Below are 22,532 nucleotides of genomic sequence, written 5' to 3' on the forward strand. Positions count from 1 at the left end.
CTGTTATCTTTATTGCACTTAAACCAAACCAACCAAGCATGAACCAACGATTACCTTACGTAAGGGTGTTATTTACTGTAATAACGCTTTTTTTTACTTTACACTCGTTTGCTCAGTTACCTCCTTTTAATTTTACTGTGTCCGTAACAGATCAGACATGCCTTAATAATGGCGTACTTACTTTTACTACATCGGGCACCCAGGCCGGGGCGGGCATTACATTTACAGTGTATAAGCTTCCGGATACAATTAACTACGTGATAGAAACTACCAATACGGTAGTACCCGGCCGTTCGGCGGGAAACTATCGTATTGTGGCTACCCAGTCATTAAATGGTCAGGTAATTACCAACACACAAGATGTTGTTATAGCCAATCTTATAGCACCTTTAGATTTTGTACTTATTGCCAAATCTGCGCTTTGTGGTAATGATGGCGCTATTACGGTGACAACCATTTCCGGATATCCTGCATCCTACGAAATTATAGAAGGCCCTGTATTGAGGCCGCTTCAGTCATCAAATATATTTAGCGGTCTACCTACAGGCTTGTATAGGGTTAGGGTTTTTGATATTTGCGGGGAGGGAGATCCTAAAGAAGTATTGGTTCAGCAGGCTACTCCAGGGCTAAGTATAGGTGTTATCAGCGATATTGAATATCTCAACTGTAATGACCTGATAGTCACGCAGGATTTTTTTCCACCTACAGGAACTCAAATTGCCTATCCTATTTACATACAAATTACCGTTTATCCTCCGGGCGGGGCGGCACCCGTGGTATTAAACCAGGTTGTAACCGGTGGTTCTACATTTCCTTTAAATATTCCGTATTATCCGGGTAATTACACCTACGATATTAAAGCTACAGATTCATGTGGCAGGGTTTATAATAAAACATCTAACGGACTTACAGCAGTAAATAAAGATCTTGCTTTGTCTGTTGACAGACAGGAAGAAGATTGCGGTGACAATTATTTTATCATAAGGCCCGAAAATTTTACACCTCCTTATACCCTTAGTTTTCCAACGGCTCCCGATGGTTTTAATCCGTTACTGATTAATCCTGATCATCCTGAATTCATTACTAATGAGGCTGTGTATGGTGGTAACGGTGTATATGTGCCCGAAGGTCCATATGTAGTAAATATTATAGATGGATGTCTGAGAACGGCAACACTTTCATTCACAATAGTAGATATTCCTATAGAGCCTGCAGTCGCCGAAACCGACGCGGATTGTAACGATCCTAACGGATCTATTAGTATAACGATTCCCGGTAGGGAGATTACGGAGATCAAAATGAATAGTGGGCCAAATCCGCCTTATAGCGGTTTCCCTATAGATATGAGTTCGGATGTTGACAGTGAAGGTGAATTTACGTTGGATCCTGCTCCGCAGGGACAATATTTGTTCTTTGTAAAGGATTCCTGCGATGATGAATATCTTGTTGAAGCAGAAATAGGTGTGGCTAATGCAGTACAAACCCTAAGCGTATCACAGCGTCCGGGATGTACACAAGGACAGGGAAGTGTAAAAATCACGGGAACAAAAGGGCTTGGAGGTTTTACAATTACCAATGCGCCGCCAACATTTCCTACCCCTTATGTAGGAACACCTAACATTGCTTCTGATGGGGCTTTTTATATGAACTCTATGCCGGGAGGGCTGTACACTATACAAACGGTTGATGACTGCGGTACAGTTAATACCCAGAATATAACTGTAGCAGGATATAACGTAACTAATAATGATTTTACGGTGACACCACACTGCGGATCTTTTGATTTGGAGTTCCTTCATTTAAGCAACGGTACGTATGTACAGGGATTCTATCTTCAAAAATTTAATGAAACAGATAATGTATGGGAACATCCGGCTACGGGTGTAGATTATGTGGAAGGAAGTCAGGCAACGTCAATTAACTCTGTGGTGCTGTCTAATAATGTGCTTATACCTACGTTGTCCTACATGGGGAGATTCAGGGTGCTAAAAACATTTTTTGTTTACGCTAACGGAAACCTAACCAATATTCGATGCACGCAAGTGCTCCGCGAATTTGAATTTGAAAATGAAAAACCGGTAATTACAGATGTATACGGTTTTCCGTGCAGTAACGGAACAACCGAAGTTGCTGTAGTTGCCCAGGGTGTAGCACCTTTGCATTATGCTATAACAACAAAAGATAACCAGGTGTTTACTGTTGATAACGGAGAGTCTAATGTGTTTACAGGACTGGAAAGCGGAATTTACAATTTCGAAGTTTCCGATGTTTGTGGTTTTGTCAGGAACATCAGGCTTGATGTAGATTCGCTGGATCCTTTGGCAATAAAAGCTGATGGATTCTGCGAAGGCGAAGACAGTTTTTTATTTGTTCAGGAGTTTAGTTTCTTAGATTACAAATGGTATAAGGAAGGTTCACCGAATATGGTGCTTAGCACAACAGGTACTTTATTATTTCCGGATTATGAGTCGGCATCTGATGCAGGCAGCTATATATTAGAAATTACAACCGATAATCCTTTGTCGTGCATGAACCAGATATTAGAATATAATCTAAATTTAAACGCTGTTCCAAATGCGGGAGAAAACATCACAGCCCAGTTTTGTAATGCCGGACAAAGTATCAACCTGAATAACTTTCTTGCTACAGGTATCAGTAGGACGGGTGTATGGGAAGATATGAATGCAACAGGCTTCTTAACGAGCAGTATACTTTCCGGCGATGGTCTTGCGCCAGGAACTTATCAATTTAGGTATACGCTTGCAGGGTTGTGTAACCAAACCGATGAAGCCTTACTTACACTTGAAGTTAGAAACAAGCCGTTGCCGCCTGCGATAAGCGGTACAAGTCCGGTTTGTGAAGGTGTAGACCTTCAGCTTACTGCCGATGCAGTAGGAGGAGCTTCTTATGCGTGGACAGGGCCTAATAGTTTTTCTTCCTCAGAACAAAATCCGCTTATTGAAAATTCAACAGAAAATAATTCAGGAACCTATTCGCTTACCGTAACGGTAAACGGATGTTCTTCCGATGCGGTAGAATATGCGGTAACAGTGCTAGCTGCGCCCAATGCGGGACTTGACGGTATTTCTGCGCCAATTTGTAACGAAGGTAATGCTTTAGATCTTACAGATTATCTTACAGGTACATTCGACGTTGATGGTACGTGGGAAGATGTTGATGCAACAGGTGCTGTAAATGGCGATATGTTTGCAACAGCCGGAATAGCTCCAGGGGTGTATAGGTTTAGATACTCAGTTACGAATATATGTAATGCTACTGATGATGCCCTTGTAACACTGGAGTTGGTTGACATTCCCGATGCTCCAACAGTACAAACGGTAGTACCGATATGTGAAGGTGCCGATATTCAGCTCTCTGCTGATGCTCCTGCTAACGCAATATATTCATGGTCAGGACCGGATGGATTTACATCTGCAGAGCAAAACCCGCTAATTACTGCTGCCGGGATGTCAGCGAATGGAAATTATATAGTAAATGTGAGGGTGAACGGATGCACATCTGATGCTGTTGAAGTTCCTGTTACAGTTAGAGCTATACCTCAGTTTAATGTAGTTGGTAATACGGCACTCTGTGAAGGACAGACGTCGTTATTAACGGTAATACCTGATAACTTTGATGGCGGTACCGTACTTTACAGATGGTATTATGAAGGTACTGAGCTTACGGAAGCTACAGCTAATTTACAGATTGACAATACAGGAATGTATCAGGTAATAGTAGATAATAATAATTGTACTACGGCAAGGGATATTGAGGTTGTTCCTAATGAAAATCCTTTTGAAGTGGTTTTAGATTCCGGATGTATTGATTACGATTATATGCTTTGGATAGCAAATATTGACGATATTCAGGGAGCGGTAGTAACATGGACAGGTCCGGGTGGTTTTTCTTTTACAGGTCCAAGGGCGGATATTACGAATAAGTTCCCGGGTACATATAACGTAACTGTAACGAATGCCGAAGGCTGTACCGCTGAGGCCTCGATTCCCATAGATAATACAACCTGCTATATACCAAGGGGGGTTTCTCCCAACGGTGACGGACTTAATGATACGTTTGACCTATCTAACCTTGATGTTATAAAGCTTAAAATATTCAACAGGTACGGGCTTAAGGTTTATGAAGCCAATAACTATCTGAACGAATGGTATGGGCAGTCAGATAAAGGGACGCTGCCAACAGCTACGTACTATTATGTAGTAACATTATCTGCCGGTAAAGAAGTAACCGGATGGGTTTACCTGCAAAGGGAAGAAAAGTAGAGTATATTGATACAAACAAAAAGCGCTTAGATTATCTAAGCGCTTTTTTTACTTTTTATTGTGATGATTATGATCATCATCTTCTGCTTCAGCTAAAAGGCTTTCACGCACTTTTTTAAACAGGTCTGACGAATAAACAAACTCAACGATAGACTTGTTTCTTGTTTCCAATATCTCCTCGTTATTGCCTTCCCATTCTTTAATTCCATTTTTAAGAAAGACGATCTTTTCGCCAATCTGTAAAACAGAGTTCATATCGTGGGTGTTTATAACTGTAGTAATTTCATATTCTTTAGTAATCTCCTGGATAAGCTCATCAATTACGATAGATGTTTCCGGGTCAAGTCCCGAGTTGGGCTCATCGCAAAAAAGATACTTTGGGTTGTTAACTATAGCCCTTGCAATAGCAACCCTTTTTTGCATACCACCCGAAATTTCATTTGGAAACTTCTTATTGGCATCTTTAAGGTTTACTCTCTCCAGTACTTCGTTTACACGGTCTCTAACCTCACGGGCTCTTTTACTGGTAAACATCTTTAGGGGGAAGCCTACGTTGTCTTCTACGGTCATAGAGTCAAACAATGCACTGCCCTGAAATACCATACCTATTTCTGTACGAAGTGTTCTTTTTTCATCCGGGCTCAGCTCAGAATATATCCTTCCATCAAACGAAATAGTTCCCGAATCGGGCGAGTGAATACCCAAAAGTGTTTTAAGCATAACGGTTTTACCCGATCCGCTTCGGCCTATAATAAGGTTTGTCTTTCCTGTCTCAAACGTTGTGGAGATACCTTTTAATACTTTAGATTCCCCAAACGATTTCTCTATGTCTTTAACCTCTATCATTAGCTTAAAAGTAATTGCGTTATAATATAGTTCACCAAAATGATAACAACACTGGTCCATACAAACGATGTTGTACTTGCTTTACCAACCTCTAACGCTCCACCTTTCATAAAGTAACCATGGAAAGAAGGTATAGTTGCTAATAGGAAACCGAATATAAATGTTTTAAAGAAGGCATAAAACACGTGAAACGGTTTAAAGTCAGTTTGCAAACCCTGTAAAAACTCTTCGCTACCGGCAAAGCCTCCATAAACACCTGCAAGCCATCCACCTAAAATACCCAGGAACATTGCTACCGATATTACAAACGGGTACAATGCAAAAGCAAGTATTTTTGGGAATACAAGGTAGTTAAGCGAGTTAACCCCCATAACTTCCAGTGCATCTATCTGTTCTGTAACACGCATAGTACCTATACTCGATGTAATATAAGAACCTGCACGACCAGCCATAATTATGGAAATAAAGGTTGGTGCAAACTCCAGTATAACCGACTGCCTTGTTGCAAAAGCAATAAGCGATTTTGGTATTAGCGGGTTTGTTAAGTTAAGTGCTGTTTGTATCGCCACAACCCCGCCTATGAAGAACGAGATAAATGCAACGATGCCCATAGAGCCTATAATAAGGTCATCTATTTCTTTTAAGATCAGTGGTTTCATCACCTTCCACTTAGTTGGTTTATTAAAAACCTCCTTAAGCATAAGGAAATAACGGCCTATCTGGTGTAATGCTTTTATCATTTATGAGTCGAAAATAAAAGGCTAAAGTACCGAATTGTAGCCAGTAATTAGTATTAGTTAATAGTTTTTTAATACTCTTAGGGTTAAAAGAGTTTCTGTTTCATCTTCTTCCAGCGGTAGGCACGAATAAATTTTGCCTGCTCGTTGGTGACCAGCAAAGGCCTGTTCTCTTTTTTTGCTTTCAGGAACCCATTAATGTAGTCGATAAAAAGTAAAGGTTTCTTTTTACGCATGGCTAGCTTGGCACCTGCAATAGAGGTTATCAGGAATCCGTAGCCCAGGGTGTAAAATGCCTCTCCCTGTTTGTAGCGTGCCGCTTTGTTATAGTTGGCTCCGGTAGGTTTAAGGTGTTTTACTTTAAGATTTTCAAAAGTAACTACTTTCCATCCATAAAATTTGGCAAGCAATTCATCTACTGTATCCCAACCCATAGCAGGGCGCAGGCCTCCCATTTTTAGGAACAATTCTTTTCGGTAGGCTTTAAACGCACCACGAATATGGTCTTTATCGGTAAGGTTTTCTAATATCCACTCGCTGTTTTTTTCAATGTAGGCAAATCCGCCTGCCATTCCCACTTTGTTATCAGCCTTAAAAGCGTTTAGGATAGTCTCAAAATAATCAGGAGGTAGGATAAGGTCGGCATCAAGCTTTACAATGATGTCGTAATTTTCATCTATGGTTTCATATCCTGCCTGAAAAGCCTGTATGACCTTGCTGCCGGGCATGTGTACTGCATCCGACTTTTTGTTTACCAGCGATATCCAGGGGTGCTTTTCCGCAAATGCGGTAACAATTGCAGCAGTACCATCGGTAGAGTTGTCATTTACCACCACAATTTTTGCAGGCAGTACAGTTTGTTCGGCAAGCGACTGCAGGGTAAGTGCCATAAATGCTTCTTCGTTGTGTGCAGGTATAATCGCGTAGTATTTCATGCGTGTGGATAAAATGAATGCAAATATCCCTATTTTTGTGCTATTAAGAAAGAACAGCCTTGAATAAAAAAGTTTTTGTTGTACTTGTTACCTATAACGGCAGCCATTGGATAGATAAGAACATACAGTCATTACTGGATTCTGATTATCCGGTGCATATTATTGCTATAGATAACAATTCTACAGACAACTCTGCTGCACTACTGGCAAAGTATCCTCAAGTAGACCTGATACAATCTCCCGATAACTTGGGATTTGGTAAAGCCAATAACATAGGTATGAAAAAAGCGCTGGAACAGGGAGCCGATTATGTTTTTCTTTTAAACCAGGATGCCTGGGTGTTCAATAATACTGTTGGCAGCCTTGTAGCTAAAATTGCGAGTGGTGAAGACTTTGGTATAATGAGTCCGAAACATTTTTCAGGAGATGGAATAACTTTAGATAAAAGTTTTGAAACCTATTTGAGTCGAAAAACGGGCCTGGCAGATGCTGTTGCAGTCGTACCTTTTGTAAATGCCGCCGCATGGATGCTTACCCGCAAATGTATTGAAACTGTAGGCTTTTTTGAGCCGCTATTTGGACATTATGGCGAAGATCGAAATTACTGCGACAGGTTGCTTTTTCATAAGTTTAAAATCGGTATAGATAACGACAGTAAGATTGTGCATGATAGGGTTATCACCCGAAATTACAATAAAGATATTATCCAGTCGAAATATAAAATACTGACCACACTTCTTAATATTAATAGCGGTTTAGGTAAAAGTTACCTGCAAGCGTTGAAAGAGGTAATTGGTTTACCAAAATATTTCGGTAAATCGTATGGTGTTGATAAATCGTTCAGTATGTTTTTTACTCTGCTGAAATATTATTTACAATGGGTAGGGGGGATGAGTAAAATAAAAACTGCCAGAAATTCGGCTAAATAAATGGATAAAAAAGCGTCGGCAAAACAGGTAGTACTTTATTCCCTCATAAATTATGTGGGTACAGCTATTGGTATAGTGTCTACCGTGCTGGTATATCCAGATAGTAAAGCTTTGCTGGGTACAGTACGCTATGTAGACAACATATCGCAATTACTATTCCCTATAATGGTGCTGGGGGCATCGCACGCGCTTATAAAATTTTATCCTGCCCTTACGGAAGATAAACAGAAACAGCTTTTTAATTATAGCATATTCTCAATTTGTGCCATAAGTCTTTTGGTGTTTGCCGGTGTCATGATCTATACCGGTATAAGTACAGATACTAACGATTACCTTATCTACCTTGCTTATCCTATCGCGGTTTCATTGGCTTTTGTAGAATTGTTTAGGAAACAGGCACAGGATCTGCAAAAACTTGCCGTGCCAACGCTGTATGAAAAGATAATTCCCAAAATTGTATTGCCACTGGTATTCCTGCTGTTCCTGCATCAGTATATATCAAAAACGGCTTCGCTGGTTTATTATACGGTATGTTATGTCGTGATTTTTGTATTAACGGCACTTTACCTGTTCAGGCATTTTAAACCCGGATTCAATTACCGTTTCAAAACGCTGTTTGGCGAAATATCCCGTAAAGATTATTTCCGTTATAGCCTGTACGCCTTTGCCGGAAGCCTGGGTTCACTGCTAGCTTTCAGGCTGGATGGTATTATTATATTCAATCTTATCTCAGAAGAAGCAAACGGAACTTTTACCATAGGCGTAAGCCTAGCATCGGTACTGCAAATACCTGCAATAGGTATGTTTGCGTTGTATGCGCCAATAGTATCAAATCATTTAAAATCGGAAACATATATTGAGCTTCAAAAGAAATATGTTGAGGTCGCCAAATTGTTGTTCTGTATAGGAGCGGTATTGTTTTGCTGTATCTTTTTGGGTATAGAAGATCTTTTCAGGCTAATGCCTACGTACGATAAAATTAAAGACAGTATACCTATTGTGAACATACTGAGCTTTAGTGTGCTTATTAATATGGCAACAGGATTCAATTCAGAAATTATTACTTATTCAAAATATTACAGGTTCAACCTGATTGCTATAAGTATCCTTATTGCGTTAAATATATCGCTAAACTTTTATTTTATATACGGACTGGATTTGGGAATTATTGGCGTTGCCTACGCGTCGTTCATATCTATGACGCTGTTTAATATCTCCAAGCTTGCTTTTATTTATAAAAAGTTCAGGCTGTTTCCTTTTGATAAAGGTTTTGCAGTGATGGCATTGTTATTCCTGATATCTACAATTGTTATTTATTTCCTTCCGGATGTTAGCAACCATTTCATAAATCTTGTCTATAAAACAGGGTTGTCGCTGATGATAAACATTATATTATTGTACAAATTGAAACTGGTCTATCAGTTGAATTTATGGATTGATAAAGGCTTGCAATTTATTAAGCTATAACGAAGCTCCAAAGGAGCGGGATATTTATAGAACAAATAGAATTCTAAAAAAAAGAGCTCCGGAGGAGCGGCACTTTATACCGCTTCTCCGGAGCTCTTTAAATTTATGAGATTATATCTATATACATGTCGCCCCTACGGAGCTGACTATATTATACTTTATATACAAATGCGTTAATGTTCATTCCTGCGCCAACTGATGCAAATAATAAAACATCACCTTTTTCAAATTGCTGGTCGTCCACTAATCCTTTTATCATCAGGTCGTATAAAGTTGGAATTGTAGCAACACTACTGTTACCCAATTTATGAATGCTCATAGGCATAACTTTTTCCGGAACCGATTTGCCATGCAGTTTATAAAAACGGTTAACGATCGCCTCGTCCATTTTTTCGTTCGCCTGGTGTATTAGTATCTTTTTAACGTCGTCTATGTTTACACCGCTGTTATCAAGGCATTCTTTCATGGCCTGAGGTACGCGACTAAGAGCAAACTCATATATTTTACGGCCGAACATTTTTATATATCGAACATCCTGATCATGATCTTTGTTGTATGAGCCCCCGAAAAAAAGAAAATGAGCCTCATCATAAGTGTACGATGCTGTTTCGTGGGCAAGTATTCCGCCTTCTTCATCCGTGCCTTCTATAATTGTTGCTCCTGCACCGTCAGAATAGATCATGCTGTCCCTATCATGCGGATCTACAACTCTTGATAATGTTTCGGCACCAATTACAAGGCATCGTTTTGCCATGCCCGATTTAATATAGGCTTTCGCCTGAATTACGCCTTCTACCCATCCGGGGCATCCAAAAAGAATATCGTAAGCCACACATTTTGGGTTTTTTATTCTAAGGCTGTGTTTTACCCTCGACGCAAGGCTTGGAATAAGGTTGGTCTGGATAGTTCCATGCTTAACATCGCCAAAATTATGCGCAAAAATAATGTAGTCAATAGTTTCAGGATCTATTCCGGCATCAGCAATCGCTTTTTCAGCTGCAAAGAATGCGATGTCAGATGTCATAAGGTCATTGTCTACATAACGGCGCTCTTCAATACCGGTAATTAACCTGAATTTTTCGGTTATTACTTCATTAGAGTAAGTAAGAGGCAGGCCTTCCTCGTCTAAAAATTCATGCTTCGCAAAGTCTAAGTTGGTAACTATGCGATTAGGGATGTAGCTTCCCGAGCCTGTAATCCTGATGTTCATAGTAAATTTATTATTGTTTGTTTTGGGCTAAGGTAGCTAAATATAACTTATAATTTCGTTAAAATACTATGCAAGCATACTGTTTAAATAAAATTAAGTTTTTTGTTATATTAATTAAAGATTTGTCAGTTTAAACTGCTGAAACTTTTATTTTCATAATGGTCGCTATAGAAAGTGCTCTGGTCTTTATTTTCTCTGCGTTTCCTCCTACGAATAAATCGTCTATAGTCGTGTTAAAATGCATAAGCCAAATGTCAAAATGAGCATTTGTAAGCTGTTCTTTGTCATTTAATTGCATATGTATATGCATTGGGTTGTTGTGGTAAGGCCCGGTATGGAATATACTCAATTCCCAAAAATCGGTGATTTTTGGAAGGTGCTCTTCAAGGTCAATTTTGGCAACATCGGTAAATATATAACTAACCCTGCCATCTTCCAGAAGGCTGTTGTAAAACTTTCGGGTAAAAACCTCAAGGTCTGCTCTTGATTCTATGTCTTTCATGTGAAATATTTTTTGACACTTCAAAGGTCTAAGATTTTCGCCAATTGGTATATGACATAAATCATACTACCACGCGTGATTGATAAATTAGCGGCAAAAAAGTGTAAATTAAAAACTCCCGCCGAAGCGGGAGTCTCTGTATTAGTTTTCCATGTAAGCCTCTATCGGCGCACAAGAACAAACAAGGTTCCTGTCTCCGTAGGCATCATCTACCCTGCGAACTCCAGGCCAGAATTTATTTTCCTGAAGGTACTCAAGCGGGAATGCAGCTTTTTCTCTTGTGTAAGGAAACTCCCAGTTGTCTGTAGTAAGCATAGCCAGTGTATGCGGAGAGTTTTTCAGCACGTTGTTTTTATCATCGGCAGTAGCCTCTTCAATTTCTTTACGTATAGATATCATTGCATCGCAAAAACGGTCAAGCTCCTCAAGGTTTTCACTTTCAGTAGGCTCAATCATTAATGTGCCTGCAACAGGGAAAGATACTGTTGGTGCATGGAAACCGTAGTCCATTAAACGCTTAGCAATATCAGTTACTTCGATACCATTTGCTTTAAACGGACGGCATTCAATGATCATTTCGTGAGCAGCACGACCCATTTCGCCTGTGTATAGTGTATCGTAATGACCTGCAAGTCTTTCTTTAATATAGTTGGCATTAAGTATCGCGTGGTGTGTAGCACTTGTTAGTCCTTCAGCACCAAGCATAGTAATGTATCCGTAAGAGATAAGACATACTAGGGCAGAACCCCAAGGTGCAGCAGATACAGCCGTAATAGCATTGTTACCACCTGTTGCAATTACAGGGTTAGTAGGTAAGAATGGTACAAGGTGCTCGGCAACACAAATTGGTCCAACACCAGGTCCACCACCACCGTGAGGGATAGCGAATGTTTTGTGCAGGTTAAGGTGACAAACGTCAGCACCAATAGTAGCAGGGTTTGTAAGTCCTACTTGTGCATTCATGTTAGCGCCATCCATATAAACTTGACCGCCGTTCTCGTGGATTATTTTAGTCAGCTCGATAATAGAAGCCTCGTATACACCATGTGTAGACGGATATGTAACCATAAGACAGGCAAGGTTGTCCTTGTGAAGGATAGCTTTAGCTCTTAGGTCTTCTACGTCAATGTTTCCGTTTTCAGAAGTTTTTGTAACAACAACCTCCATACCTGCCATGTGTGCAGTTGCAGGATTTGTTCCATGTGCAGATGCAGGAATCAGGGCGATGTTTCTGTGGCTTTCTCCACGTGATTCGTGGTAAGCACGAATAACCATTAGTCCCGCATATTCTCCCTGTGCACCAGAGTTTGGCTGTAGTGTAGTACCGGCAAAACCAGTAATTACATTAAGCTGCTGCTCTAATTTAGTTAGCATTTCCTGGTATCCTCCAGCCTGCTCAACAGGAGCGAACGGGTGAATGTTGTTCCAGTTTGGCATACTTAACGGAAGCATTTCTGAGGCTGCATTCAGCTTCATAGTACAAGATCCAAGCGAAATCATCGAGTGATTAAGAGCAAGGTCCATACGCTCCAGTTTTTTAATGTAACGCATTAACGCTGTTTCACTGTGGTATTTATTAAATACATCGTGTGTAAGGAATTCGCTTGTCCTGTTAAGGTTAGAAGGGATAGCGTTAACCTCAGCAAGTGCAGTTACTTTATCGGCAGTTTTACCTGCTGCATCAGCAAATATGCTGATAATATCGTTTATGTCTTTTAATGATGTAGTCTCGTTGAAAGAAACAGAAACCGTATCGTTAGAAGGGTAGAAGAAGTTTATTTCAAGTTTCTCTGCAGCAGCTTTAACTTTGGCAGCATCTGCTTTTACAAGGATAGTGTCAAAGAAAGCAGTGTTTACCTGATTAACACCAATTTTAGTAAGTGCGTCGGCGGTTGTTACAGCAGAAGCGTGAACTTTATCTGCAATGTACTCAAGTCCTTTAGGGCCGTGGTAAACAGCATACATACCAGCCATAACGGCAAGAAGTACCTGTGCAGTACAAATGTTAGACGTAGCTTTTTCACGTTTAATATGCTGCTCACGTGTTTGTAGCGCCATACGAAGTGCACGGTTACCATTAGTGTCAATAGTTACACCGATAATCCTTCCCGGCATGCTGCGTTTGTACTCATCCTTAGTTGCAAAATAAGCTGCGTGAGGGCCTCCGTAACCTAACGGAATACCAAAACGTTGTGTAGTACCTACAGCAACATCAGCTCCAAGGTCTCCCGGAGAAGTAAGTTTTACAAGGCTTAATATATCGGCAGCTACAGCTGTTTTAATATCGTTCGCTTTAGCGCTCGAAATAAAAGCAGCATAATCGTAAACCTGACCGAATTTACCAGGGTATTGTAGTATAGCACCAAAAAAATCGTCACCAAAATCAAAAGTTTCGTGGTTGCCAACTACAAGCTCAACACCAATTGGCGTAGAACGAGTTTGCAATACAGAAAGTGTTTGTGGAAGTATTTCTTCAGAAACGAAGAATTTATTAGCGTTAGCTTTTTTCTTTTCACGTGTACGTACGTCAAACAAAAGTGCCATTGCTTCTGCAGCGGCAGTACTTTCGTCAAGAAGTGATGCATTTGCAATTTCCATACCTGTAAGTTCAATTACAGTAGTCTGGTAGTTAAGCAAAGCTTCAAGACGACCCTGAGCAATTTCTGCCTGGTATGGAGTATACGCAGTATACCATCCCGGGTTTTCAAAAATATTTCTCTGGATAGGTGGTGGTACAATAGCAGGGTGATAGCCCAAACCAATGTACGACCTGTATATTTTATTCTTGTTACCAAGTTGCTGAACGTGGTTAAGATATTCATATTCCGTCATCGCAGGGTCCAGGTTTAGCGGAGCCTTAAGGCGAATCGGGTCAGGTAATGTTTCGTATACTAATTGGTCAATAGATTCAACACCAATGGTCTTAAACATGTGTTTAAGATCATTCTCTCTAGGACCAATGTGTCTTAAAGCAAAAGCATCTGTTCTCATTATATCGTGCGTTGTTTTTAAAGGCACAAAATTAGTTAATTATATTCAATTTTTTATACCTTTTTCTGACCGATTTTTGTGATTATTTCATCATAAAAGTGTTGTTATTAGGATATTGATTAATTTTGTAAGATGAGTGTGATTAAAAACCTTTTTTGGGTCTATATACACGGCAGTATGCACGTGGCATTATCCGTATTGGCACTGGTGCTTATGACCAACCATATGTTTCATTTGCCATTCAATTGGGCTGTTGCTGTTTTTGCGTATTGCGGAACGATGTTTAGCTATAACTTCATGAAGTATGACGGACTTTTCAGGGTTAAAAAGTCGGCAGGGAAAAAGGTGAAATTTGTCGTTTTACTAAGCACAATAGCACTAATTGCAGCGGGAATAAGCTTTTTCTTCCTTGAAAGAATAACACAAATCATCGGAATTGTGTTTTTTGCTTTAACGGCACTTTACACAGTTCCGTTTTTTCCTAATACCAAAAACCTGCGCAACTGGAGTGGTGTTAAAATTTATATTGTTGCCCTCTGCTGGGCCGGTATAACACTTGTTTTGCCACTCATAAACGCCCATGTGGGACTTACATCTGATGCCTATCTTAAATTTACGCAGCGCTTTTTCCTGATTATTATACTGATATTGATATTCGAGATCATAGACCTTAAGGAAGACGACCCGCACCTAAAAACAATTCCGCAGCAAATAGGGGTACGCCGTACCAAAATACTAAACCTTTCAATCCTGTTGCCTTTCTTTCTTTTAGAATTGCTAAGAACAACAATAGACTATCGCCAGTTGCTTTCTAATTTTATTATGGTAGTAACCGTATCTCTTTTTACGGTATTTGCATCGCCGCAGCGTTCTAAATACTATACATTATTTTGGGTAGAGAGTATTCCCATTTTCTGGTTGGGGCTGGTATTCCTGGCTAGCTTTATCTCTATATAAACAAAAGAAGCCCTGCATTGCAGGGCTTTTGATTCATAAAGAAGGAGGCTTTTAGAAATTAAACCTCATACTTATATTATAAGTTCTACCGTTACCGAAGAATACGTTATTTCCGTCGGCAAGGCCATCGTATATCCTACCGTTAGAAAGGTAAGTTCCTAACGACGGATCTGTATTACTTACATTTACTGTAGTTTTAATTGCCGATGTACTCTCACTAATATATATATCATCAAGCAGGTTGTTTATGTTTGCCCTGAAAGTTAGTGATGTAGTAGCAAAATCCATTTTATAGGTTATACCTGCATCCATAATGTCAAAAGCCGGAAGCCTCAGGTTGTCTTTCTCAACAACTGTTGCATAAAGGTTGCTGTAATTTCTCCAATCGGCATCAATGCTTAACCCTTTAGCTATTTTGTAAACAGTGCCAAAGCCCCATGTAGTCTGTGCACCACCGCCAACTCTGCCACCTTTAACGTCTTTAACTGTTTCGCTGATAATGTTCCTGTTCTCATCGCGTACTACAGTAAGTACGTCATCGTCATATTTCCAATCGCCTATAGAAGCAAACCATTTAATGCCAATTTCTTTAATCGGGCGTGCAACTAATTCTGCTTCAATACCTTTGTGTAGTTGATGTACCCCGTTGTTAGTAGTGTATAAAAGCATTCCGGTATCTTCGTCGGTGTTACTAGTTGTTGTAACCCTGTCTTTCCAGCGGGTCATGTAGGCATCTATATTTACATCTATAAATGAACTACGGTAGCGGTATCCAGCCTCAAAACCGGTAATTTTTTCGTTCTGTGTAAGTGGGTTTACTTCGTTACGGAAATTCAGGTAAATGTTATCGTGATAAGGTTGTCTTGAATAATACCCTGCGTTAGCAAATATAGTATGTTGTTCTGCAAATTTATAGCTTGCACCTGCTTTAACGTTATAACCTGTATTGTTTACTTTATCTGACTTTTCATTCTCCTGCGTATATTGAAAACGATCCCAACGTACGTGGCTTTGGTTTGACACCGCACCCTGAATGAAAGCGGAGAAATCATCTGTAGCATATTCCATTTGTCCAAAAACTCCGCCATAGGTTATCCTTTCATCATAATCATAATCTATTTTTTGGAAATCATCAGGCTTTTTGTCAAAAATAGCACTCCACGGATTTGCGCTGTATCGTTCTGTAACTATGTAACCATCCGGAGATTGTATGTTTCCATCTGCCCCGCTGTTAGGCACTGCAAAACCATTAAGGCCTAAGAAGTTATTTATAGTCCTGTAGTGTGTCCCCTTGTAAGTGCGGATATCAAGACCTGCATTATAGCTAAAGTTCTCATTTATCTTGTGGTTAAAGTTGGAAACCACACCATACCACGCATGGTTGTTTACCGAATTACGAATAGCATAGGCTGCATTAGTGCCTATCCCATCTGCAACGGCAAGGTTTTTATCGCGTGTAGCATCAAAGTCAATATGCCCGTCAGCTGTACGAACGCGTCCGTTACCCCAGTTACCTGTTCCTCCACCACGCCCGTAAGAAGCGTAAAGTACCGTACTAAGATTCATATTGTCGTTTATGTTGAAATCCCAGTTTAGGTTAAGTACCGGTTTGTGGTAATAATTGGTCCTTTCGCTAAGGTAATCGCCATTTAGAAAACCGTAATTATTATTGTACTTCCTGCCGTATTGCTGATAGTTTGCAATAGATTTTGTAAAATTCTGATCGTGTGATTGCGGTGCGCCAAATACCAGGAAGTTAAAAAGATGTTTCTCATTAAGTTTGTAACCGAATGAAAGGAAGTAGTTATATCCTTCACCTTGTGTACCACGGTTATAACCGTCGCCACTCCATTTAGAAAGCATAAAACTTGCGCCAAAGCCATTTTCCATAAGGCCTGTATTGTAAGACGCTGTATTTTTCATATAATTATCATTACCAAACATAGACTGCGCAAATCCTCCTTTTCTAAGGTCGGTTGCTTTAGTAACAATGTTCACGGTACCACCCACAGATGATATTGCCAGTTTAGAAGAACCCAAACCACGCTGCACCTGTACATGGTTGGCAACATCTGTCATACCACTCCAGTTACTCCAATACATGTTACCGTCTTCCATACCATTTATTGGCTGGCCGTTAAGCATAAAGGCGGTGTTTGTCTGGTCGAAACCGCGAACAAACATTTTAGAGTCACCATAACCACCGGCCTGGCTTGCTACATATACGCCGGGTGTATTTTTCATAACTTCGGGAAATTCCTGGTTACCCGATTTTTCCACCAATTCTCTTCTGCTGATATTACTCACAGCTACAGGTGTGCGCCTGTCTTCTTCAAGGTCAATAATCCCTTTACCTACAATAACAACCTCCTGAAGGTCTTCTGTGTTAGAAGCTAATTGTATTGTGCCAAGATTTAGCGTACTGCCGGGTGTAATTGTAAACGGCTGCGATCGGGTGTTGAATCCTAAATAATTAATAATTAATTCACCCGATGTAATAGTGGTGGTAATTGTAAAAGTACCATCTATGCCTGTACTGGCAGAAGCTGTTGTTCCTTTAATGGTGATCATTGCTCCAGGCAATGGCATGTTTTGATCGTCGTTAACCTTACCGGTTATGGTTTCCTGTGCCATTGCAAATGCTGAAATCAGCAAAAGGGAAAGCGTAAAAAATAATCTGCTAAAATTTTTCATCCTGCGTTTTACTATTTGGTTTTTGTAAAAATTGCTATTTACAGTAACACGCAGGTTAAGAGATTGTTAAATAGATTTTATTTGCTTTTTGTTGACTGTGCGGAAATGTTTGTATAACATTTTAACGAATAATTGTGATTTTATTTTAATCAACGGTTAAGGATAATTAACCTATCAATAATGTGCTATGCTTGCATTACTTTAGTAAATGACTCATTGCTTTGTAGATATCTCCATAAATAAATTTGAACCCGTTTTCCTGCAAACGTTTCGGGATCACATTTCGACTTTTTAAAACCAGTTCGGTTTCAGTTCCAATAATCTTCGCGCCAAGTTTTAGCATAAAAGCGTTGATGGGGATGCCGAAAGATATATTTGCAGTAACGCGTATGGCTTCCATAAAATTACGATTATGTATTGGTTCCGGAGAGACTACATTTATTGCTCCTTCAATTTCTTTATCGATAATAAAAGCTACAGCGCGGGCAAAATCTTTTTCATGAATCCAGCTTACAAATTGTTTTCCGCTGCCCTGTTTTCCACCGAAGCCGAGATATGCCAATCGCTTTAGCGGAATCAACGCCCCGCCTTTTTTTCCTAATACTATAGAAGTGCGTAAAGCTGTTTTTTTAGTACTTGGTGTTTCGGTCTGAAAAAATGCTTTCTCCCACATACTGGCAACATTCATTGAGAAATCAAATCCTATTTCTCCGTTTACTTCATCCATCTGTTTATCGGTAGAATGCCTGTAGATGGTGGCTGTAGAACTGTTGAGCCAATGCTTTGGCGGATTTGTACATTGCAACACTGCTTTATTAAGTATCGTTGTACTTTCTACCCTCGATGCCATTATCTCATTTTTATTGTTGGTTGTATAACGACAGTCTACAGATTTTCCTGCAAGGTTAATAAGAACATCGGCATCTTCAAGGTCACTTTCCCAACCCGTCATGGTTTTTGCGTCCCAATTTATATACCGAACGGTATTTTTTGTAATTGATTTTCCGCGGGTTAATATGACAATCTCCTCAACTTTATATTTAAAATGATTTACCAGTACCTGACCTAAAAATCCAGTTCCGGCGGCTATAACTATTTTTTTCATGATTCGTTAGAATTAGTTACCCTTTGAAAACGATTTTCTCTGTTTGCTGGCTCTCTTTGGCTTTTCTTTTTCCTCTGAAGAAGAAGTACAGGTTTAGAAAAAGCATGACACCAAGGTATATTGCAAAGCCACCAATTTTATAACTCAGTTCTTCAACAAGCGTCTGATAGGTGTTGTCATGCACGCTCATTTGTAATATCATAAGGGCAAAACCAATGTTCAAAAGATAAAAACCTGTTTCAAAAAGATGGTTGGTAGCGTTTGCAATATCCTCACGGCCTTTAAAAATGTCGAGCATAAATATTTTTCCGTTTTTAAAAAGCGTTCGTGACACAACAAATGTTAGCAAAAGTGCAATTGGTAAATAAATGGCGTAACCGATTAAAATTTTTGTAGTTTCCATAATGTTATTGATTTAGTTGTTGAATTAATTTTTTAGAATATTTGGTAAGAACAAATATGTTGGTGTAATGAAGTATTGATAGAACAGAGATAATGATTGCTGTTTTCATCATTGTTGTTTCTATGAGAAGCGCTACAGTTGTTACTTTTTGCCAACTAACGAGCATCATTAAAGTATAGCCGATATTTATGAGGTAGTAGCCTAATAACAATATTTTATTAATGCGAAGGCAAAGTTCTTCATGGCCGGGCATAAGGCTTAATACATAAATGTTTCCATTACGATAGCATATACGGCCAACAACGATAATTATATATGCCACAATTGCCATAAAGATTCCATATGCTATGATGTTTAAATTCATAACAATGATTTTTTATATTCTGTTGTAACTATATAAGTAAGGTATATTGCCAAGGCAGGAGGCAGCGCGAAAATCCAGTTTCCGGCAGCAAATACCAGCCATAAAAGAAAGAATAAAAGTGTTGTTGCTAAGTAAATGTACAGGTGTATATTTCTGCAATTCATAACCAGCATTATAATTGCTATTAGCACCTGAATAGCACCTGTAAGCATAGTAGATATTAATCCATACATGAATGAGATAATTCCCAATACTATTGGTATTCCCAAGGCTATGAAATTTAATTTTAAAAGCATTTTCATAATATATATTATTTTAAACTTTCAGAAAAAAATGAAACATTAATGCAAATTTTTTTATTTCATGACCTTCATAACAAGCTTTGCCAACCAGTTGTCTTTGTACTCGGTTGCTTTCTCGATCATGTTGTCGGCTTTCAGAACAAAATCATACAGTTTAGTTGTCTGGTCTGTAAAATGTTTTGCCTCTACCGATTTATCTTCTTTCATAGAAGTAGAAACTTCTTTAAGCACTTTTAACGCCGGTTTTATTTCGCGCTTGCTGCGTTCCTGCGCAATTTTTACAGCCAGTTCGTCAAGGTCTTTTTCGGCAATAAAAAACTCACGGCGTTCACCCTGCTTGTATTCTTTGTATACAATACCCCAGTCCATAAGGGCGCGCAGGTTCATACTCGCATTACCACGAGAAATCTGCAGTTCATCCATAATGTCTTCCATAGAAAGCGGTTCGGCAGCAACCATAAGAAGGGCATGTATTTGTGCCATGGTCTTATTGATGCCCCACTGAGAACCTAATGCCCCCCAGGTTTGCACGAACTTGTTTTTTGCTTCTTTGAATTCCATACTTCAAATGTAAGATTTTATTTTTAAACTTTCAAAAATAAATGAAAGTTATTTTTGAAGAAAACCCCGAAGCGGTAAACTCCGGGGTTTGTAAATATATATCTAAAATTATACAAGTCCTGCTCTTTTAAGCAAAGCTTCCGGTTTAGGCTCTTGCCCACGGAAACGTTTGTATAATAGCATAGGGTGTTCTGTACCACCTTTAGAGAGTACATTCTCTTTAAATTTAGTAGCTGTTTCCCTGTCAAAAATGCCTTTCTCCTGAAAGTATTCAAAAGCATCGGCATCTAATACTTCAGCCCATTTGTAGCTGTAATAACCGGATGCATAGCCTCCTTGGAAAATATGCGAAAAAGCAGTGCTCATGGCATTCTCTTTTACGTCGGGGTAAAGCTGGGTAGAGGAGAATTGCTCTGTTTCAAATGCTTTTACATCGGTGATACCGCTTGGGTCGGCGCTATGCCATCCCATGTCAAGCAATCCAAAACTAAGTTGACGCATGGTAGCCATCCCTTCCTGAAAACTTGCACTTTCTTTAATTTTGTTGATATATTCCATAGGGATTACTTCGCCTGTTTGGTAATGATGCGCAAATAATGCAAGTGCTTCCGGTTCGTAGCACCAGTTTTCCATAACCTGGCTTGGCAGCTCTACAAAGTCCCAATATACACTGGTGCCGCTAAGGCTAGGATAAATAGTGTCGGCAAGCATGCCGTGCAACGCGTGTCCAAATTCATGGAACAATGTAGTTACTTCATTAAAGGTAAGCAGCGATGGTTTTGTTTCGGTAGGCTTCGTAAAGTTACAAACGATAGAAACATGCGGCCTCTCGTTAACGCCGTCTTTTACATATTGCGATTTAAATGATGTCATCCAGGCGCCGTTGCGTTTTCCTTTACGAGGAAAGAAATCCGCGTAGAAAATAGAAACAAGGTTGCCTGTTTCGTCTTTTACCTCATAAGTGGTTACATCTTTATGGTATGTATCAATATCTTTAACCTCTTCAAACTTTAGTCCGTATAATTTACCGGCAATAGTAAAGGCACCGTTAAGCACATTTTCCAGTTTAAAGTAAGGTTTTAGTTTTTCATCGTCAAGGTTGAATAATTTCTGCTTTAGCTTTTCAGAATAGTACGCACCATCCCATTTCTCTAAATGGTCTATGCCGTCTAGTTCTTTAGCAAAAGCTGTAAGTTCTGCAAATTCTTTTTCGGCGGCCGGTTTTGCTTTCGCTAACAGGTCTTTAAGGAATGATTTTACTTTCTCCGGACTCTCAGCCATACGTTCTTCCAGAACAAAATTGGCGTGGGATGCATAGCCTAAAAGTACGGCGCGCTCATGGCGAAGCTTGGCGATTTTTAAAACTGTTTCCTGATTGTCGAACTCGTTATTGCTAAAAGCTTTTGCGCCAAATGCAATAGCAAGCTTCTTACGTAATTCGCGGTTATCGGCGTAGGTCATAAACGGAACGTAACTTGGGTAATCTAAGGTGAAAACCCATCCTTCTTTTTCAAGGCTCATTGCAAGTTCACGGGCGGCTTCAATAGTGCCTTCGGGCAAACCTGACAAGTCAGCTTCATTAGTAATGTGCAGCTGATATGCATTTGTTTCAGCCAGTACATTCTCGCCAAATTCAAGGCTAAGTTTAGAAAGCTCTTTATCTATTTCGCGAAGCTTGTTTTTTTTGTCTTCCGGCAGGTTAGCACCGTTACGCGAAAAGCTTTTATATTTCTTGTCAAGAAGTGTCTTTTGCTCTTCGGTAAGGTTTAAGCTGTCTTTTTGGTTGTAAACGGCTTTTACCCTTTCAAATAAATCCGCGTTCAGGCGCACATCATTGCCAAATTCCGACAGCAGGGGAGAAACCTCCATAGCTATCTTTTGTATCTCGTCATTGGTTTCTGCCGAATGCAGGTTAAAAAATATGCTAGATGCACGCTCCAGTATCTCTCCGCCAAAAGACATAGCTTCTATAGTGTTCTCAAAAGTTGGTGCATCGGTATTTGCAGTTATAGCGTCAATCTCTTTGCGGGCTGCTTCAATTCCCTCTTTCATTGCAGGAAGAAAATCTTCTGTTTTTATGCTGTTGAAAGGTGCTGTATCGTGTTTGGTTGTAAATTTCTGTGTAAGTACGTTCATAGTAAATTATGCTAGTATTTGTTTGGGTTGGGTCAACAACTATACCAAAGTTACGCTTTTTAAAAGGAGGCTGACAGTATAGCAGTAATTAAAAAAGGCTGCCAATTGGC

General features: G+C 39.6%; 17 protein-coding genes. 4 read left to right on the forward strand and 13 right to left on the reverse strand.

Annotated features, from left to right (window positions below):
• The first annotated feature begins 38 nt into the window (after positions 1–38).
• A complete protein-coding gene (locus ALW18_13265) occupies positions 39–4,283 on the forward strand; it encodes a hypothetical protein (protein ID AOE53404.1) in 4,245 nt (1,414 codons plus the stop codon).
• Between the two features lie 48 nt (positions 4,284–4,331).
• On the opposite strand, the gene ALW18_13270 is transcribed toward ALW18_13265, so the two are convergent.
• The 3 genes from ALW18_13270 to ALW18_13280 all read right to left on the reverse strand — a co-directional run bounded on the left by ALW18_13270 (position 4,332) and on the right by ALW18_13280 (position 6,801).
• Positions 4,332–5,129 (reverse strand): phosphonate ABC transporter ATP-binding protein, encoded by a 798-nt coding sequence (locus tag ALW18_13270; protein AOE53405.1) that lies wholly within the window; start codon positions 5,127–5,129, stop codon positions 4,332–4,334.
• Positions 5,129–5,869, reverse strand: coding sequence for an ABC transporter permease (locus ALW18_13275; protein ID AOE53406.1), 741 nt, complete (start codon positions 5,867–5,869; stop codon positions 5,129–5,131). Before ALW18_13275 ends, ALW18_13270 begins: the two co-directional genes overlap by 1 nt.
• Before the next feature lie 83 nt (positions 5,870–5,952).
• Complete coding sequence (locus tag ALW18_13280; GenBank protein ID AOE53407.1) at positions 5,953–6,801, reverse strand: glycosyl transferase family 2; 849 nt, start codon at positions 6,799–6,801, stop codon at positions 5,953–5,955.
• Positions 6,802–6,860: 59 nt separating this feature from the next.
• Between ALW18_13280 and ALW18_13285 the strand changes: the two genes are divergently transcribed.
• The gene (locus ALW18_13285) at positions 6,861–7,730 is read left to right on the forward strand and encodes a glycosyl transferase (protein ID AOE53408.1); all 870 of its coding nucleotides are present in this window, start codon (positions 6,861–6,863) and stop codon (positions 7,728–7,730) included.
• Positions 7,731–9,197 (forward strand): hypothetical protein, encoded by a 1,467-nt coding sequence (locus tag ALW18_13290; protein ID AOE53409.1) that lies wholly within the window; start codon positions 7,731–7,733, stop codon positions 9,195–9,197. It begins immediately after the preceding gene.
• 151 nt (positions 9,198–9,348) lie between these two features.
• Here the strand turns inward: ALW18_13290 and ALW18_13295 are convergent, their stop codons facing one another.
• The 3 genes from ALW18_13295 to ALW18_13305 all read right to left on the reverse strand — a co-directional run bounded on the left by ALW18_13295 (position 9,349) and on the right by ALW18_13305 (position 13,900).
• Positions 9,349–10,407: a 3-oxoacyl-ACP synthase gene (locus ALW18_13295; GenBank protein ID AOE53410.1), complete on the reverse strand. Its 1,059-nt coding sequence runs from the start codon at positions 10,405–10,407 to the stop codon at positions 9,349–9,351.
• Positions 10,408–10,537: 130 nt separating this feature from the next.
• Positions 10,538–10,909: a hypothetical protein gene (locus ALW18_13300; GenBank protein AOE53411.1), complete on the reverse strand. Its 372-nt coding sequence runs from the start codon at positions 10,907–10,909 to the stop codon at positions 10,538–10,540.
• Positions 10,910–11,050: 141 nt separating this feature from the next.
• Positions 11,051–13,900 (reverse strand): glycine dehydrogenase, encoded by a 2,850-nt coding sequence (locus ALW18_13305; GenBank protein AOE53412.1) that lies wholly within the window; start codon positions 13,898–13,900, stop codon positions 11,051–11,053.
• 132 nt (positions 13,901–14,032) lie between these two features.
• On the opposite strand from ALW18_13305, the gene ALW18_13310 reads away from it, so the two are divergent.
• Complete coding sequence (locus ALW18_13310; protein ID AOE53413.1) at positions 14,033–14,857, forward strand: hypothetical protein; 825 nt, start codon at positions 14,033–14,035, stop codon at positions 14,855–14,857.
• 51 nt (positions 14,858–14,908) lie between these two features.
• Here ALW18_13310 and ALW18_13315 read toward each other — a convergent pair whose 3' ends face one another.
• From ALW18_13315 to ALW18_13345, 7 genes are all read right to left on the reverse strand, one after another.
• On the reverse strand, positions 14,909–17,551 hold the full coding sequence (locus tag ALW18_13315) for a TonB-dependent receptor (protein ID AOE53414.1): 2,643 nt from the start codon (positions 17,549–17,551) through the stop codon (positions 14,909–14,911).
• Between the two features lie 196 nt (positions 17,552–17,747).
• The gene (locus tag ALW18_13320) at positions 17,748–18,656 is read right to left on the reverse strand and encodes an NAD-dependent epimerase (protein ID AOE53415.1); all 909 of its coding nucleotides are present in this window, start codon (positions 18,654–18,656) and stop codon (positions 17,748–17,750) included.
• A 16-nt stretch (positions 18,657–18,672) separates the two neighbouring features.
• Positions 18,673–19,059, reverse strand: coding sequence for a hypothetical protein (locus tag ALW18_13325; protein AOE53416.1), 387 nt, complete (start codon positions 19,057–19,059; stop codon positions 18,673–18,675).
• 4 nt (positions 19,060–19,063) lie between these two features.
• Positions 19,064–19,423, reverse strand: coding sequence for a hypothetical protein (locus ALW18_13330; protein AOE53417.1), 360 nt, complete (start codon positions 19,421–19,423; stop codon positions 19,064–19,066).
• Positions 19,420–19,725, reverse strand: a complete 306-nt coding sequence (locus tag ALW18_13335; GenBank protein AOE53418.1) for a hypothetical protein — start codon at positions 19,723–19,725, stop codon at positions 19,420–19,422. The genes ALW18_13330 and ALW18_13335 overlap by 4 nt, the downstream gene beginning before the upstream one ends.
• A 54-nt stretch (positions 19,726–19,779) precedes the next feature.
• Positions 19,780–20,286 carry a transcriptional regulator gene (locus ALW18_13340; GenBank protein ID AOE53419.1) on the reverse strand — a complete coding sequence of 169 codons (507 nt, stop codon included), beginning with the start codon at positions 20,284–20,286 and terminating at the stop codon, positions 19,780–19,782.
• Between the two features lie 108 nt (positions 20,287–20,394).
• On the reverse strand, positions 20,395–22,422 hold the full coding sequence (locus ALW18_13345; protein AOE53420.1) for a peptidase M3: 2,028 nt from the start codon (positions 22,420–22,422) through the stop codon (positions 20,395–20,397).
• Positions 22,423–22,532 lie beyond the last annotated feature (110 nt).

Source organism: Flavobacterium psychrophilum, assembly GCA_001708385.1.
Taxonomy (GTDB): Bacteria; Bacteroidota; Bacteroidia; order Flavobacteriales; family Flavobacteriaceae; genus Flavobacterium; species Flavobacterium psychrophilum_A.